At 35.1% G+C, this 17,117-nt stretch carries 18 protein-coding genes; 7 read left to right on the top strand and 11 right to left on the bottom strand.

All coding sequences use genetic code 11. The annotated features are described in order from the left end of the window. Nucleotides 1-178 precede the first annotated feature (178 nt). The 3 genes from AC3WSK_RS13305 to AC3WSK_RS13295 all read right to left on the bottom strand — a co-directional run bounded on the left by AC3WSK_RS13305 (nt 179) and on the right by AC3WSK_RS13295 (nt 3,008). Nucleotides 179-973, bottom strand: coding sequence for a MerR family transcriptional regulator (locus AC3WSK_RS13305; protein WP_492414012.1), 795 nt, complete (start codon nt 971-973; stop codon nt 179-181). 150 nt (nt 974-1,123) lie between these two features. Beyond that, nucleotides 1,124-1,867, bottom strand: coding sequence for a GNAT family N-acetyltransferase (locus tag AC3WSK_RS13300; protein WP_427484326.1), 744 nt, complete (start codon nt 1,865-1,867; stop codon nt 1,124-1,126). 235 nt (nt 1,868-2,102) lie between these two features. Beyond that, the gene (locus tag AC3WSK_RS13295) at nt 2,103-3,008 is read right to left on the bottom strand and encodes a LysR family transcriptional regulator (protein ID WP_492413981.1); all 906 of its coding nucleotides are present in this window, start codon (nt 3,006-3,008) and stop codon (nt 2,103-2,105) included. A gap of 133 nt (nt 3,009-3,141) precedes the next feature. Between AC3WSK_RS13295 and AC3WSK_RS13290 the strand changes: the two genes are divergently transcribed. Continuing rightward, complete coding sequence (locus tag AC3WSK_RS13290; RefSeq protein WP_492413983.1) at nt 3,142-4,155, top strand: alpha/beta fold hydrolase; 1,014 nt, start codon at nt 3,142-3,144, stop codon at nt 4,153-4,155. A 392-nt stretch (nt 4,156-4,547) separates the two neighbouring features. Then, nucleotides 4,548-5,750 (top strand): macrolide family glycosyltransferase, encoded by a 1,203-nt coding sequence (locus AC3WSK_RS13285; protein WP_492413985.1) that lies wholly within the window; start codon nt 4,548-4,550, stop codon nt 5,748-5,750. A 160-nt stretch (nt 5,751-5,910) separates the two neighbouring features. On the opposite strand, the gene AC3WSK_RS13280 is transcribed toward AC3WSK_RS13285, so the two are convergent. Then, nucleotides 5,911-6,360 (bottom strand): VOC family protein, encoded by a 450-nt coding sequence (locus AC3WSK_RS13280; protein WP_492413987.1) that lies wholly within the window; start codon nt 6,358-6,360, stop codon nt 5,911-5,913. Nucleotides 6,361-6,475: 115 nt separating this feature from the next. On the opposite strand from AC3WSK_RS13280, the gene AC3WSK_RS13275 reads away from it, so the two are divergent. Further along, nucleotides 6,476-7,411 (top strand): helix-turn-helix transcriptional regulator, encoded by a 936-nt coding sequence (locus AC3WSK_RS13275; protein WP_079560884.1) that lies wholly within the window; start codon nt 6,476-6,478, stop codon nt 7,409-7,411. Nucleotides 7,412-7,567: 156 nt separating this feature from the next. Here the strand turns inward: AC3WSK_RS13275 and AC3WSK_RS13270 are convergent, their stop codons facing one another. Continuing rightward, nucleotides 7,568-9,229, bottom strand: coding sequence for a M28 family peptidase (locus tag AC3WSK_RS13270; RefSeq protein WP_492413989.1), 1,662 nt, complete (start codon nt 9,227-9,229; stop codon nt 7,568-7,570). 684 nt (nt 9,230-9,913) lie between these two features. On the opposite strand from AC3WSK_RS13270, the gene AC3WSK_RS13265 reads away from it, so the two are divergent. Beyond that, nucleotides 9,914-11,002 carry a helix-turn-helix transcriptional regulator gene (locus tag AC3WSK_RS13265; RefSeq protein WP_427484332.1) on the top strand — a complete coding sequence of 363 codons (1,089 nt, stop codon included), beginning with the start codon at nt 9,914-9,916 and terminating at the stop codon, nt 11,000-11,002. A gap of 69 nt (nt 11,003-11,071) precedes the next feature. Further along, nucleotides 11,072-11,188: a CatA-like O-acetyltransferase gene (locus tag AC3WSK_RS13260; protein WP_481817176.1), complete on the top strand. Its 117-nt coding sequence runs from the start codon at nt 11,072-11,074 to the stop codon at nt 11,186-11,188. 87 nt (nt 11,189-11,275) lie between these two features. Here AC3WSK_RS13260 and AC3WSK_RS13255 read toward each other — a convergent pair whose 3' ends face one another. Beyond that, the gene (locus AC3WSK_RS13255) at nt 11,276-12,370 is read right to left on the bottom strand and encodes a DUF418 domain-containing protein (RefSeq protein WP_492413991.1); all 1,095 of its coding nucleotides are present in this window, start codon (nt 12,368-12,370) and stop codon (nt 11,276-11,278) included. Nucleotides 12,371-12,609: 239 nt separating this feature from the next. On the opposite strand from AC3WSK_RS13255, the gene AC3WSK_RS13250 reads away from it, so the two are divergent. Beyond that, nucleotides 12,610-13,338, top strand: a complete 729-nt coding sequence (locus AC3WSK_RS13250) for a helix-turn-helix domain-containing protein (protein WP_427484335.1) — start codon at nt 12,610-12,612, stop codon at nt 13,336-13,338. Nucleotides 13,339-13,534: 196 nt separating this feature from the next. Here the strand turns inward: AC3WSK_RS13250 and AC3WSK_RS13245 are convergent, their stop codons facing one another. The 5 genes from AC3WSK_RS13245 to AC3WSK_RS13225 form a co-directional block, all read right to left on the bottom strand. Then, the gene (locus AC3WSK_RS13245; protein ID WP_079560879.1) at nt 13,535-14,257 is read right to left on the bottom strand and encodes an SDR family NAD(P)-dependent oxidoreductase; all 723 of its coding nucleotides are present in this window, start codon (nt 14,255-14,257) and stop codon (nt 13,535-13,537) included. Nucleotides 14,258-14,295: 38 nt separating this feature from the next. After that, the gene (locus tag AC3WSK_RS13240; RefSeq protein WP_492414014.1) at nt 14,296-14,451 is read right to left on the bottom strand and encodes a DUF2087 domain-containing protein; all 156 of its coding nucleotides are present in this window, start codon (nt 14,449-14,451) and stop codon (nt 14,296-14,298) included. 75 nt (nt 14,452-14,526) lie between these two features. Then, nucleotides 14,527-15,393: a phosphotransferase gene (locus AC3WSK_RS13235; RefSeq protein ID WP_492413994.1), complete on the bottom strand. Its 867-nt coding sequence runs from the start codon at nt 15,391-15,393 to the stop codon at nt 14,527-14,529. A gap of 147 nt (nt 15,394-15,540) precedes the next feature. Then, the gene (locus AC3WSK_RS13230) at nt 15,541-16,044 is read right to left on the bottom strand and encodes a CDI toxin immunity protein (protein ID WP_492413996.1); all 504 of its coding nucleotides are present in this window, start codon (nt 16,042-16,044) and stop codon (nt 15,541-15,543) included. A 119-nt stretch (nt 16,045-16,163) separates the two neighbouring features. Next, nucleotides 16,164-16,538 (bottom strand): DUF3888 domain-containing protein, encoded by a 375-nt coding sequence (locus AC3WSK_RS13225; RefSeq protein WP_079560876.1) that lies wholly within the window; start codon nt 16,536-16,538, stop codon nt 16,164-16,166. A 327-nt stretch (nt 16,539-16,865) separates the two neighbouring features. On the opposite strand from AC3WSK_RS13225, the gene AC3WSK_RS13220 reads away from it, so the two are divergent. After that, on the top strand, nt 16,866-17,117 hold a 252-nt coding region (locus AC3WSK_RS13220), incomplete at its 3' end, for an IS110 family transposase (protein ID WP_492535043.1).

The following is a 17,117-nucleotide window of genomic DNA, read 5'->3' as shown; positions in this document are numbered from 1 at the left end:
ATAAAAAAGCCTTGCTTCGCTTCATAGTGTACTAGTTGAATAGTACACTATGACTGCCAAGTTTTCAAGTATTAAATTCAAAAAAAAGGAAGAACCCCTAAATAAATGGCTCTTCCTACTTGAAATTAAGTTTAATAACGTTCGCCTCTTTAGCAAATGGGCGGAAATACAATAAGGATCACTTGATCGGTGCATAAATCTCTAAAAACACCCGTTCCAGTCCATCTTGATAAGTGGTCAGTAATAGATTTATATAAACTTGCCCCAATAGTTCATACCCTTCTTCTATTGCAAACTTTCTTAAATTCGCTTCCACGTGTTGATCAATATTTTCCCCACCAGTTGACCATCTTCCATCTTCAATAATTGTATAAATACATGTTGGATGAGATAGAATTTTGCCTTCAATTTCTTCATCTAGGCCTTCCACTTTTCTTACAATTATAAACTTATCTTCTAAAATACCTTCTTCGTTGAATTGGATGACTCTTCTTAAAGATGTAAGTGTAACTGCTTTTTTTAAGCTGTCTGCATTCTTTTTTAAAGCGTCATATTCTTCATACGCAGTAAAATGTTCAATCTCTCCCTTTAGTGCTAAAGGTTTCATTTCCTTAACTATGTATTCTCCTAAAAATTGTTTGATTTTCTTACAATCTTCTTTTACTATTTGAATCTTTTTCAATAGCAGTTTTTTATATTCTATTTCCAGTAAAACCTCTTGTTCTTTTTCTTCTAATAATGACTGAATTCCATCGATACTCTTACTCTTTCTTAATTCCTGGATTTTTTTAATTTCAATATCAATTTCTCGATAGAAATTTACTGTTGTAATGTCATAAATATCAAAATGACTATATTTTCTATACCCATTCTCAATATTTTGCTTTGGCTTTACTAAATCTTTTTCCTCATAAAATTTCAAGGTATCTCTAGATACACCTAAAAAATTAGCTACTTGCCCAATTGTGTACATTTTCCCATCCTTTAACATTCTATATACGTTATGACCTAAAACATACGATACTACAACTTCTATAATCAATAAACCTATTTTTCCCATCACAGAAAAAATAGGTTTAACTATCAACTGGTCTACTCCAAGGAAATTCCTGTAGATTCTATCCTACTGCGACTTTCCGACAGTACAATCAGGAGAAATGACATCCCACTTTCCAAACAGCGTCAAACCAGCGGCTTTAGCTAGAAACGTTGAAGCCTCGTTATCTAGCTGGCATCTGTACTGTGTTTCGTAACCCTGCTCAAAGGCGTACTTACTAATTGAACGCACTACTTTGCGAGCATGACCTTTTCCTCTAAAAGATCTCAAAGTCAGTACGCCGAGGTCTGCAATTTGCGCTCCTTCTTTCCAAGGATACATGCTGGCAGCACAAACTAATCGGTCATGCTCAAAAGAACCGTACACGGCCCAATGATTCAACTCCACATAAGCATCATCCAAGTCTTGTTCCGACGCGGAGGACTCGAACTCAGAGAATACTGCATCATCTTGCTCTGTTAATTGGCGCAATGTGCCTTCCAAACTTTCTTGCTGCAAAACGTTCTTTTCGGCCACTGAAAAATAAAAAATATAATCTGCACCATGTAGCATGACTCCCGCTTCCACTAATTTCCTATGGAAGACATGACCAGTCAGTTTTTGTTCTTTAGAAAGGGCTAATTTATCAGCCATTTCAGGCGTCAAGACTGCCCAAAACTGGCCGTCAGTCGTTTCCAGCGTCATGAGCCGACTGTCTTCGCTTAGATCAGGGTTGATAGTAATCGTAAAGTTTTCATCATTATAGATAATGTCTCCGTATAAAAATTGCGACTTCCAATAGTCAGTTATCGTCTGTGAAAATAAAGGCATACTTATCCCCCCTCTATAATTTTAATTATATACAAAAATACCATATTCCCCCTACACCTTTCTAATCTTTTTGGTTTTCTCCCCTCCCTTTCATAGTGCCTTCACATGCCCACTTCCGAAAAAAGGCCGATTCAGTGTTTTAAATGAACCTCTGAATTCGACCTTTCCTACTTCTATCCGATTTATCTATGGTGGCAGAGAAATAAATCGTTTACACCCGTACATTAGGGATATTTCATTTGCTATTATCTAGACTCATTTTTAATACGCTTCTTGCCAATTCGATAAAGGCTCTTATCGATGGTGACATCCATTTTTCTTGATGCCACAGCATTTGAGTAGCAAATCGTATTTCCGATAAATCCCAAGGTAAAGCAATCAGTTCTCCCCGCTCCACCTCTCCCTTTATAGCAATTTCCGGTAGTAAGGCAATGCCAAGCCCAACCATAGCGCATTGTTTAATGGCCTCTGCACTATTAAACTCTAGTTCAGTTAAGCTGTCGGCACCCTTTCTCAGTAACGTTCGATAGAAGAAAGTCCGATAAGAGCAACCTTTTTCACTTAATAAAATTTGCTCTCTATTAAAGTCTTCAATGCTTAATGTAGACCGTGTAGCTAATGGATGGTCGGGTGAAACTACCATAAGAAATAGTTCGTCCATTAAAAGCTCTGTATGAAGATCTGTAGATTTGACAGGTTCATGCAGCATAAAGACCACATCAACATTACCTTCTCTCAGACTCTGTTTCAAATTATCACTAGACAAGGGTCTAAATAAAAGACGAACGTGCGGATATTGTTCACGAAAAAGCCGGAGCAAAGCGGGTAAGCGATATGTACAGAGCACTTCGTCTGCACCGATTATCACCGTACCAGTTATTTCTCCGCTCTGACTTGAGACATACCGAGCTTCCTCAACATCATTTAAAATTTTGTTAGCATAGGGCAACAACTGGTGCCCCGCATCTGTTAATACAACACTCTTGCCCAAGCGATCCAATAGTTTTACACCCAATTCTTCCTCTAAAGCCTTGATTTGCATGGTTACAGTAGACGGAACATAGTTCAAAACTTCGGCAGTGCGGCTAAAACTGCATGTGGAAGCAAGCGTCCAAAATGTTTTAAGCTGGCGGATTTCCATTGATAACACCTCTTAAGTTCAAAAAAATTGAATGTTACAATCAAAAACGTTTCGTTGATTTGATGGTAGCAGTGTCGTAGAGTAAAAATCAAGCTTCAACACCAAATCTTGTATAACAAAGGAGATTCGACTCATGAAAGATTACGAAATTTATTCACTGGGAGATGTCATACTGCAATCGGGTCAAAAGCTACCTCAAGCCTTTCTTGCCTATAAAACCTATGGAACTTTAAATTCTGCAAAGTCCAATGTAATTGTCTATCCTACTTGGTTTGCTGGCCAACACACCGATAATGAGTGGCTTATTGGTCCCGGTAAAGCACTCGACCCTGACAAATATTTTATTATTGTGCCTAATATGCTTGGAAATGGTCTATCTTCCTCCCCAAGCAATACACCAGCCCCTTTTGACAGAGCGAATTTTCCGCTCATAACGATTTATGACAATGTCCGACTACAACATCAGCTCGTAACCAAGAAATTTGGTATTTCAAAAATTGCTCTAGTCGTTGGCTGGTCACTGGGGGCACTGCAAACCTTTCAATGGGGAACTAGTTATCCTGAGATGGTCGACCGTATTGCACCGTTTGGCGGAACAGCAAAAACGAGACCACATGCTCAAGTTGTTTTTGAGGGACTTATCGCAGCATTGCAAGTGGACTCCAATTGGAAGGAAGGCTTCTATGATAGTCAGCCTGTAGCAGGACTTGCCGCGATGGGACGCGCCTATGCTCCATGGGGGTTTTCTCAGGCTTATTATTTAGAGCAACTCTATCAGGAAGAGGGATACTCGACATTAAAAGCATATTTGGAAGACTATTGGGATCAAGTATTCCTTTCTTTTGATGCCAACGATTTGATCGCTATGCTCCGTACAGGAATCACCGGAGATATTAGCGCTAACACCGAAGACAACAGAAATTTTGAACAGGCATTAAACAAGATCACTGCTCATGCTCTTGTTATGCCAGGATCGACTGATCTGTTCTTCCCTCCTGAGGATAATGAATATGAAGTGAAACATATGCCTAATGCTATTTATCAGCGAATCGAATCCAAATGGGGACATTGCTTTGGAATCGGACAAAACGAACAAGATTCCCTTGTGATAGACAACTATCTGAATCAATTTTTGCAGTTGGGATGAGTAACTTTACGTATTCTAGTAACAGAGAAGTAGATAACGCCCTCCATAATTTGTTCGCTTACCATAATAAAGTGAAACTTTAAACAGTGCGGGATTTACTTCTTCCCCCACTAATTATTAGTCTTCACCAATTGGGCTTTTACTGGCAGTTCATCTTCCACCTATCTTCTTTGCTTTCGCCAAATTGTAAGGTAGGAATCTTGTACCTGACGCTTCGTTTTCGGTACAAATAAAATACTGCCTTTAATGCATAGGCTAATCATCTAAAAAGATACACAATCAAACTTGCTAAAAGAACTCACTGTGTTTTACCATGGTTAAGCAATGATAAGGGACAGCATCTCTTACTCTTACACCATCTTGAATATACCTTTACCTAAGGAGTGGTAAAATTGGCACGTGTTTTATTTATTAACGCTGGATCAGAAGGACATATCAATCCAACGATTGGCGTTGTGCAGGAGCTCATTTCGCGAGGAGAAGAGGTCGTGTTCTTTACGATAGAAGCTTTTCGAGAGCGTATTGAGAAGACAGGAGCGACTGTGCGCACATTTGATGGGCAAAAATTTATTAAAGCCTTTATCTCAGGCGGAAGAAATCATTTGCTCGAAAGGGTCAATGGACTTTTACTTACTGCAGATATCGTCATCCCTAGCGTACTTGAACAGATTAAAGGAGAACATTTTGATTACATCATCCATGATTCTATGTTTGGCTGCGGGCATTTACTTGCTAAAATCTTGAAGCTGCCAGCAATCAATTCATGTACATCTTTTGCAGAGACCAAACTATCATTCGATCAAACAATAGAACATCTTTCACAAAATGTCCCGACTGAAGTTTTAACAAGAATAAATGCTGATTTTCTAAACCTGACAACAAAAATCAAAGAAACATATGGTGTTGAAATCAGTTCACCTTATGAAGTTTTTTGTAATCCTGCACCGCTTACAATCGTTTATACAACTAGAGAATTTCAACCTACTGGAGAAGCTTTTGACCAAACATATAAATTTGTAGGCCCATCTATTTCTTCACGATTATCGCAAGAAGACTTCGACCTTACTGCATTCGAAGGAAAAAGCCTTATCTACATTTCACTCGGTACTGTTTTAAATCAAGCCATTGATTTCTATAAGCTATGTTTGAAGGCATTCGGGAATACTGAGCATACCGTTGTCATGTCGATTGGGGAACAAACCCCACTTGATGCATTAGGAGAAATCCCTGAAAACTTCATAGTGAAAAATTATGTTCCACAAACCGAATTGCTACAATACACTAAATTATTTATTACACATGGCGGCATGAATAGCACCAACGAAGCTCTCTATAACGGGGTTCCGCTAATCGTGATCCCACTAAGTGCGGATCAGCCGATCATCGCTAAGCAAGTGACTAACATCGGAGCAGGTATTCAAATACAAATGGAAAGTTTGACAGCTAATCAACTAAATGAAGCTGCCAATCATGTGTTAAACACCCCTTCCATCCATAAAGCTGTTGCAAACATTAAAGAATGCTTCCAACAATCAGGTGGGTATCACAAAGCTGTTGATGAGATTTTCAAGTTTAAAATTCAATATGATATTTAATAATTGCCATTATCGGTGGCTTTTTTTATAGCGCGGCCTCTTCAATTCCAATGAAATATTAGAAAAGGATCGATTTAAGCAAGATAAAAAGCTGGGTAAACTTCCCCAGCTTTTTGCACGTCTTTTACTAAGCGAGCAACGACGAACCAAATACTATTTGTTACTGTAATCGATAATCATACATTAATTGTATTTGGATACCAAACGGGTCTTCAAGTATACCGTATGCTTTACTAAAAACATTACTCGATAGCGGAACAATGATTCTCACTCTCCCATCTGTCGTCAAACTCTTGTAAAAATGTTCGATTTCTTCTAAGTCCGCACTTTGAATACACAATGAAGTGTTGTTTCCCACTACATATTTTTCTGATCCATCCATTGTATCTTCTGCCAACATGACCTTTGTTTTTCCGATTGTTAAAACGGAATGAGTAATATAATCTTTATTCTCTTCAGTAAGCTGCAGCGAGCTGTCACGTTTAGCCATGTCTTCAAAAGTAACAAGTAACAATTCCTCTGCGTTAAAATGCTTTTTGTAAAAATCGACCGCTTCTTTAGCTCTTCCGTTCATCGATAAAAAAATAGCTACTTCTAGTGTTGTACTCATAGTATCAATCTCCTATATAAAATAATTTTAGGTAAATATCTTTTCAATTGATATTACCTTGACCTTATTTTAAGATGTAAAGGTATCAAAACATGACACCTTTAAGGGGGTTCCCATGAAGAAATCAGAAAGATTAAATGACATGATTAGATACTTGAACAGTCGGGAGTACTTTAATTTAAGTGATCTAATGGCTAAATACAATATTTCCAAAAGTACAGCTCTGCGTGATATTAGTTCATTAGAACAATTGGGTATGCCCATTTTTGCAGAGCATGGCAGGCATGGACGTTATGGGATCTTAAAAAATAGATTGTTATCCCCTATTATTTTTACAATTGATGAAATATATGCTCTGTACTTCGCCATGCTGACGTTAGAATCTTATCAATCTACCCCATTCCATTTAAGTGTTCATAAACTGAATGAAAAGTTTGAAAACTGTCTATCAAACAATCAAATACAACAAATTCACAAAATGAAAAAAGTTCTGCAATTTGAAGTAAATCAGCATACTAATGTTAGCCATTTTTTAGATAAAATTTTAAAAAGCATTCTTAATGAAAGTAGCTGTAAAATACAATATTTAAAAAATAACGAGCAAAAAAGTTACAACGTTCAATTTTTCAAAATTTCCGCTAAGTTTGGTCAATGGTATGCTACTGGAATAGAGTTCGATACGCATAAATATAGAGTTTTCAGATGCGATAAAATAACCTTCATAGAAGAAGAACTTAATTCTCAATTTTCTTTTGATGAGCTTATTTGTCGGTCACTAGAAATTTATCAATCTGAGAAGAGCATTGACTTTGAGGTAGAAATTTTAGCACAAGCAAAGGATATTTTTTATAAAGAACATTATCCTTCTATGAAAATAGAAATTGGTGATAAAACAGTTGTGAAGGGCTTTTATAATCCCGGCGAAGAGGAATTTATCGCTAACTATTTTATGAGGTACGGTCATAGTGTTAAATCAGTGAAGCCTGAATCATTAAAACAAATCATTCAGGATAAAGTAGAAAGCCTCTTTAGTCACTATCAAAAATTATAATTCAATATGTAGATTTAAAAATGTAATTTGTATGTTGTATAGCTCAGTATCTACTTTACTTTATCATTCATTTTTCCTGAATTAATCATTTTGCTCACACTAAGAAAAGGAGAAAAACGAATTCGCTTTTCTCCTCTTTTTTATTAAAAAACCTTTCTATTCATCATCATCAATTGCCATTAACCAATTCACAATTGCTACTATTGGGAATGTAATGATTGCCGTTAAAATAGCTATTATAGGTGCGATACTAATTGTTAGTGCAACATATATCAGATACATAATTGGCGCAAGTAATAGAATACATGGAACTGTCCAGCCTGCAACTGCTACATAATGATACAAAGCCTTCGCCCACTTCACTTTTAATATGATCGGTAAAATCAACAGCAAACTAATGATCCCTGGAATCATAAATGCGTAACTAATACCTTTGTACGTAAAACTTGTGATCACAGCTAATACAATCCATAAAACTTGCGTACTCATTGCAAAATTCGTAGAACCATATTTTTTTGAAATCCACTTCGCAAAAAAGAAACAAAACACAATAGCGAGTAGGACCATCAACGTAAGAATCGTCGAATCATAAGTACCAAACATAATCAGGTTATCTTCAAGTATTTCTCCGTAAAATACACTTGTTGAAAGACGAATTAGAAGGAAATAGAAGATGAAAATAGTAACTAGACTACCCATCATCGCTAATAAACTAAAAACAAATCCCTTAATCTGTGTCACTCGCTTTTTAAAGCTCAAAAAGAATGTTGCTGCTGTTAAGACAAGTAAAACAATCATCAATGGCATGACTAATTTTTCGGAATACACGACTAATGTTTTTTTCATTAATGGGAAGTAAATTGCATTACTATCACTTTCCTCTAAAGCTTGAAACTCTTTTGCATCCATCATCATATACTTTTTCACTAAAGGAAAAGCATAGCTACCAAAGTGACGAAGTGTTGCCGCATCAATATTTTCCACACGATCTATCTCTGCATGATATGCCTGTACTCCATCCATATTTGCAAAATTATAGCCTGATTTTTTTGTCACTTTTAATTCCGTAAAATCTGTATCGTTCGGCATCTTTTTATACATTTCAGAAGCAAATGAGTAAGCAACGGGGTATGGTACGATTTCTTTATACAATTGCACTAAATTCAAATTATTTGAACTCGTTTCAAACATAATCGGTACTCCCGTATTGCCTCTTGCTTCGAAGTTTAACATAACGCTTACTTTATCTAATACATCCCCACGATCTTTAAAAGCACTCGCCCCAAGTAAACCTTGCTCCTCACCGTCTGTTAGAACAAAATAAATTGTATTTTTAGGTGCCGGCATTTGTTTTAATGCTCTGGCTGTTTCCATAATTGTAACTACACCATAACCATCATCTGACGCTCCAGGAGTTTCAGTTTCAGAATCATAATGAGCTGTTAATAAAACTGCATTATCATCACCGGATGTCCCTTGGATCTTTGCAATAATATTTTCAACATGTTCAGCACCTATTTCTGCAGCTTTCTTTTCATCTCTAATATCCTTCACTGGCTTCGTTTGAATTTCAACAGGAATATCGAGATTTTGAAAGTGTTTGACAATATAATCCCTTACCCTTTTATTCGCAGGAGATCCTATTGGATGTGGTTCCTTTGCTACTTCTTTTAAATACTCAAGCGCTTGTTCCGATGAAAAATCCTTTTCTGTTTTCCCCATTTCTTCTTGAGAAGGACTTAAAAATTGACTAAAACTTATAAAGAGCGTTAACAATCCTAGTAATATCGCAAAAATAAACAATTTTCTTTTTTTCATCTATTCTCTCCTTCTTAAAATTGAATTTCAAAGCTAATTAGATACATTGTATGTTTCAAATTCAATTTACTTTCTTTTCATACGTGTATACTCTAATAAGCAATTGGTTCACCTATAAACCTAACGGAACGGTCAATAATTTTAATTTAAAAAGGATGACGGCTGCCAGATTGGCTCCTTTCATTACGGAAAGAACAAATTAAAATGACCGAAATCTATATTCAATCACTTTTAGACAAGAAATAATTCAAAGGAAAATTTACAAAACATATCACACATCAAAACACGCGTTGTGTATGATAAAAAACGTCACTCAGAGTGGAAAAAAACCTTTGTTAATGCATACACAATAATTTTTATTCTGTTGCCGACAAGATGACGAATCTATTAATATTTATATTGTTAATTTCGTTCTTTATTTATAGAACTCATCACAACACGTTGGAGATACTTTAAAACGTATATCATTTATATAAGTTGATTGGAGCGCTAGCGAAACGGCAATTGTTTTAACTGTGTGAAAACGTTGCGGCAGCAACAATGCGCCCAATCAGAACCGAAATCAACCCACATTACGGTGATAAACACTTATCGCTGAAGCCAGTTCGTCTCACTCAAAAAACACAACGAATATCAAAACCCATTTCAATTCTTCACTATACTTAACTATAGGAGTGATGCATGATGAACAACATGATTCAGGAGATGATTGATTGGATTGAAGCACATCTGTTTGAGGGGTTTTCCCTGATGAAACTAAGTGAAGCAATGGGCTATTCTTCTTATTACTGTTCCTTTAAATTTCATCAAATCACTGGCATTAGCATTAAACGCTATATGACCCTTAGAAAAACCTATCTTTCTTCAATCAGTCTTAGTGAAACAGATGAAAGGATCATTGAAATAGCGATTAAACATGGCTATTCATCGCAAGAAGCATTTTCCCGAGCTTTCAAGGAAATATTCGGCGTTACCCCTAATGCCTTTCGTTTATGCCCTGAACCATTGCAATCTTATGTAAAACTCACTATGAATGAAGCGAGGAGTTATTATATGGATATTTCAAAAAAATTAAGAATTGAAGATTTACAAAAACATGTGGATGAACATTTTGATCATGAAGTATTAAACATTTTAAATGGTCAATATATGTACGAAGAATTCAGTTCTCAACAATTAATGGGAAAAAGCGATTACGCACCATTTAATGAGGCGATGTGTGTACACGACACCGTTACAACCATTTTTAGCGACTCCTTCAAACAGGTTCGAGCAGCTGGACATCAAGTCTCACTTGAGCATTACGAAGCCATTACAGTTGCCCCACTTGAAAAGACCTTGTTTTCAAAAAAATATCAATGTATCGTTCTTTGGTTTGGTGAAGACATGTTTTGTCAGATGAACTTAATAACCGTGTTAGCGTATTTAGAACAAACCGCATTCAAAGGAACGATTTACTATCATGCGGTAAGAGAGCAAACATATGATGTGCAAGAAACCGACATAACATTAGGTAGCTATTACGATCTATATGAAGCAGTGTTAATGGAGCACCGTATGCCAGATGTAGAGTTGATGCCTGTTATGTATCAAGGAATCAAATTGTATTTAGAACTATTGAAAAACGATAACGACATCACAAAATATATCCAAACACATCAACATCTACCTCACGATGAAATTGTACGAAACTTACTAAAACTCTTCCCTCAATATGGTTTAGGGGATTCTCAATATTTAGAATTAATTAAAGCAACGCAAATCAAAGATTGAGCATGCTTACCTCCCTCCCCTTTAGAGTGGTGAAGAGTTGCAACCCAAACTCTTCATCGCTCATTTAGCGTGTTGACTGTTTCTATACAAATGTACCACGATGTGTGTGATGGTTATCATGCAGGTTTATTCATCAATTACCTTCAGAATTTTGCCGATGAATCATATGATTGTTTATTGGATTGAATATCTAAAACCTGCTTCTTTTGTAGAAAGCGTCCCCGCTTGTTAGAGGAACGCTTTCTAATCTTCCCTTTTAATCTACTTCCCCTACTAATCTGTCATTTTTCTCATCACCCATTCAATCGGCCCTCTTTTAAATCTATTTCTCCATAAAACAGAAAAGAAAATACTCGCTACAAAAAACAATAGTGTAAATACTAATGAAAATGCTAAAGTTTGTTTTTCTAAACTATTGAATAAAGCCAATATGCCCACACCGATGAATACATGGCTTACATAATGCGTTAGTGTTAATTGTCCTGTTTGAATAAGTGCTTTTATCACCCATTGTCCAGTAAACTTTTCTACGATATAAATAGAAGCAACGATGACAATAATCGCAGAAGCTGAATTTGATAAGATATATAAAATGTTTGGTGGAATTGGTCCTGTTTGAAACAAAAATTCAGCACTATTTTCATCTAACACCAATAGCGATAGTCGTATTAATATTTTTGAAAGTACCTCTATTGCTATTAGTAGAATTATAGAAATAAACAACATCTTGTTTCTTACAGCTTTCTTCGATAAATCAAGTCTGCCAAGGATCATTCCAAGCAAAAAGAAACAGATCCAAGGGAATACTGGATGATATCCATTAAACAAAAGATTTCTTAGAAAACCTTCGATCGTCCAAAAATCAAGATATTCCATAAACGATTGTTCTGGATGCCATCCTTTCAAATAATTCATTGTCACTTGTAAGGCTTGCGAGGTGATTAAAAAAAGAGTAGATAGGATGATCATTACCTTTGTAGAAGCTACGATAAGGAAGGATGCAATCAGCATATAAACACCATAATAGTGGAGAATATCTCCAGTCCAATCAGCAACATATAAAAGCAAACCAAGAATAAAGAGAAAAGCCGAACGTTTCCAGAATTTCTTCCTAATCTCTTTAATAGAAGTAAGCTCACCGCCATTTCTAGTTTTTCTTGTCATCAACGCAACTCCGATACCGGCCAACGTAACAAAAGTAGCAGACGCCCTTCCTTCGAAAAGTCCAGTAAACCATATAAGACAATCCGGTCCTCTCCCTGCAGCTCCCATAATAATTTTAAAGTTGACGATAAGCATCCCAAACATAGCCAAGGCTCGAGCGAAATCTAGCCCTTCAATCCGTTTAGATTGTAACGGTTCGGTCATAAATGTTCCTCCTTCTGTTAATACACCATCACTATAAACTATAGGGTTGACCTAATGTCAAACCAACTTTTGTTTGTCCACCACTTCATTCATTTGCCCCAAAAAATCCGTTAGCTTTATCGCATGGAATTAATCTTTCTTTCATTCTCATTGATAACTGTTTGAGGTTTTATCTTAGGTTTATTGGTTGACATTAGGCTAGCCCTAGAGTTTATATTTATCTAGAGAAGAGGGATATTATGGATGAAACAATTACAATAAATCAATTGGCTAAAATATTTGATATCAGTCATCATCAAATTCGATATTACGAAGAAAAGGGGCTCTTATTTCCATCCTACACGGATCATAATAGGTATCGAAAATATTCTCTGAAGGAAATTTATCAACTTGCGCAAATATTAATGTTAAGAAACTTAAATCTTTCAATCGCACAAATTAAAGAGGTTTTAACTTCGTATGATAAAAATGATTATTTAAAGTTATTAAACGAAAAATCAACAGCACTTTCCGACGAAATAAACAAACTACAAAAAATAAAAAAGGTAATTGATCACCATTATGAAAATATTACAAACCAAAAAGAAAATTCAATAAAATACTTAAAAAATAAACATTTAGAAAAAATAATCACTTTAAAAACAAATGAAACTTTATCCGCCAAAGATATGTTTAAGTTTCAATTATCAAAGCAATTTTTTTATAATGATATTATTTATGTTTTTGAAGAAGATGAATATCATATATGTATAGAAACAGAACGGAAAGCTGACTTTATCATGAATGAAGGTAAATATAGTTCAATATTTATTTTTGGTGAATCTGATGAAGAATTTGAGGAACAAATAGTATCCATTATCGACAAGAAAAATACCCCTATCTATGTATTGGAGCTCTCAAGCGGCATTTTTACTAATAGTAATGTTCTTGAGTTAGAAGTTTTAATTCCCGAAAAAAATGAGGGTTAAATTGATTAGAATAGTAACTACACGATAGAGAATGTTATATTTGTTCATTCCAGCATATAAAAGCAAAGGAGTTCGAAAGCTGTTATGGCAGTAGGCTAGGAGTTTTGCTCGAACTAAACAACTTTACGGGCTCCATCATTCACAATGATAAAGGCTCACATGTTGACCAGAATCGTTCAACATGTGAGCCGTTTTTTTATACATTCATATCTGTAATAGCAGGAATATTTATTTCCTTTACACATGAAACTGGTGATAAATTAATCACACATTGGACAATGGCTACAATATCTTGTACAGGAATACGTGTACCTTCATACAACTTAATTGCTTTTTCAGCTCCTTCTTCAAAAGGTACTTCAGCTGCCATTTCTCCTGGATTAATACACGTTACAGTGATCTTATCTTTTCTCAAATGCTCGCGTAAAGCATTTGTAATACCTCGCAAGCCAAATTTAGATGTAACAAACGAAACTTGCGCATTATTCGTATGATCTAAACCTGCTGTCGATCCTATTAAAATTATTTTTCCATTTTCGGCCTGTCTTAAATTAGGTAATAGCGCCTGAATATATGTAATTGTGGAAGTTAAATTAATATTAATTAAATTTGCTATATCCCCAATCTCATCGCTATCAAACGTATAGTCATCTTCAAAACCACGCTTTTCCCAAACGCCAACATTATAAATTAATACATCAATAGCAACGCCTTGTAAAGTTTCTTTTAAAGCAGGAATATGTTGTTGACTAGATAAATCAATAGCCAGCCATTTACGATTTACGCCATCATTTATATCTAAACTACTTGGTCGTGTTCGAGACACCACCCATACTGTATCCCCTTTTGATGGTAACCCCTTTACAAATGCGTCACCTAATCCTTGGCTTGCTCCAAATATAATAAAGTTCTTACTCATCCAATCACCCTTTCTATATGACTACAACGTAAGTATAGTTAATATAAAAACCAGTGACAACTAATGTGATTTATGGAAATATTAAGATACCTAAAATTATTTACGCTTGTTGATTTTAAAATTTCATTGATTTCTTTTTCGTTATATTTACGCCCTACCTCAAACTTCGGTACAATGTATTGCAGTAAAATAATTTTTCGTTTTGAATAATGTTACTTCAAAACATTGGCTTTTCTTTCATTTTTCATAAGCTTTTGTCACGGTAAGTACTAAGGAAGATAATTCCTCCATTCCTCCCATGCTTCCATATAACCATTAAGATCGTGCGGATGAACTTTTATACACACGCCAATACGTGTATATAATTGAAAAACAACTTCATTCAAAAGTCGTTCTTTCGTAAAAGTTGCATTTCCGTCCCACAACGAAAACGATGAAAAAAGTGTATGTAAGTCTAAACTATCTGGCGAAGAACAAAACGCATAGGTGAAATCGTAAAGTTTTGGTCCGATTAAAGGTGATGGGTCAATAACGCCTTTTAACTGATTATAAGAATATACAAAATTATGAACACCCGTATCACCGTGAAGGTAATACTTCTCCTCTTGCTCGTGATAAGTATTTAATATATTTACCAATAACTCTACTCTTTTATGATCCTCGCTCGGTAATAGCTTACCTATATTCATTTTGGAAGACTCAAAACTACTATGATTAAAGTCTGACCAGGAGATTCTATGAATCCCGTTTACTCTTCCCCAAGGAATGTCTTTGTCCACCTTTTCATAATGATTAAATAACTCTTTCGTTAAAATGTTCATCCATTCTACTTTCGATCCTCGATTATAGTGAGTTTCTCCGGGTATAAAAGAGTACACAATAAATTCTTTTTTATGATCCGTGTAAAGAACATCCGGCAACAATTTCACTTTTTTATATGCAAGCAGGAATTCCTCAGTGGCAGATATTATCATAGGATCGTCGATCTTTATCACGTAGATTGGCATATTTTTGCACAGGATCGTGTATAAAATGCCCTCAGTTGTACCACTTTTTAACCTCTTCACTTCTAAATTATCATTTATGACTAAGCCTTTATTAATGAGTAAATCCATGATTTCATTTATTTTTTCCATTTTTCAATCCTCTTCAGACGTTTTAGTTAACTAGCTTAATAAGTTCGCTATCTTTTTCAACAATCCTGCTCATCAATAAGAAAAGTTGCCTTTGACTTGGGTAGCTTTTACTCTTGAATCGTTAAGTTAAAAAAATTCTTTGTTCACCTATACCCACCCGATATTAACAGTATCATCATGAAAGAATTCAATTACATATTTCTGAGTTAGGCAATAAATATATAAGTCACTTCCTAACCAGACAATCTCCTCAATATTACTTAATAATTCATTAGTCAATTTAGTTTTTATACATGGATGACTATCGTATCCCCAAAAGATATATATATGAATTGATGTATCTAATCCTTTAGAAATTAAAAGTGACGGAATACTTGTTATTTCTTGGTCAACCACTTCGATTTGGTTAATATTAACATTTTTCCAGTCAATTCGATTCCAAAATGTAAATGGGAAATTTGCAGAAAAATCTTCTACAATTAAATCACTTTTATTAGAATCTTGTATTTCAAATACTTCCGATTCGCCGAACACTTCTTGAAGCAAAGCCTTTACTTCATTCTCTTTTTCAATTCTTTCTTGGATAATTTCTTTTTGTCTTCGTACCTCTAAAATTTCCTTTAATCTCTTCTGTCTCTCTTCTCTGTTCACCCAAATGTTAAACTCCTTATCATATTGTTATTGAACCTAAACACAATTTAAAAAAGCGTTTCATTTTATTATTGAAACGCACCCAGTTAGTTGAATAGGATAGAAAGCTTTAAAAGGACTTACTTTTGAACTTCTTTTACTGAAACCCCTTCTGTTGTTACAAGAAAGGTTAATGTAATAGGACCTTCAGGTGGGTTAAAAGGACCTGTATACGTATCATATTTTACTTTCACTGTAAAATCATACTGAGAATATCCACCAGTTAGTCGTTTAATTTCTAATATTTCTGCATCCCAAAGTGCATAACTACGACTTGGATATTCCTTATTAATCACGTTCCTTGCATATGGGTCTAATAATACCAATAATACATCATAAAAATCGGAATGTATTTCTTCAGCACTGACATTCTCTGCTATCTGTGGTCTTTTCCAAGTTAAAACAGATGTTAAACTAATTAATAACAATAAAAATATTACTGATATCTTTTTCATCTAATCACCTACCTTTTTAAAAGGTAGTATTCACTTTAGGTAAAACAATATTCTTGTTCAACTAAACTGCGCTGTTAGATCAATAAAAACATACTAAGATTAGTAGTGCAGACCAAGGCATTGGTTCGTACTACTATTTTTTTATATAGTAGAGGTGAAGAATAGGTCGGGCAGCTCTTTGGATCTTGAATCCGTAAAAAAAACTGACCTACTTCACAACCTTATTTGAATCAGGTTTAAGTATGTTGGATCCTTTGAGATCGTGTATAAGAAATGGGAATCAATAAGGCTAATGTGAAGACTTCAAAACACATAGGGAGGGAGAACATGAAACATGTCATCGCCTTTGATATTAGTATGGGAAAGAGTTATATGGTTGTCTATAACGCGCTGAAAAAATGTCAGTTGGAAAAGGAAATTGCGCACAATCGTCCGGGATTTATGGACCTTAAAAAGTTAATTGATGACTTAATTGAAGGATATGATGAGCAACCTCATATCGTATTTGAATCTACAGGAGTCTATTCAAGAACACTGGAACGTTTCATGCAAGAGAACAACTATAGTTATTGCCTATTA

The organism is Lysinibacillus sp. EB271-A1-10B (genome assembly GCF_058791335.1).
The sequence above is the reverse complement of the archived record's forward strand: the minus strand, read 5'-3'. Positions and strand labels throughout refer to the sequence as shown.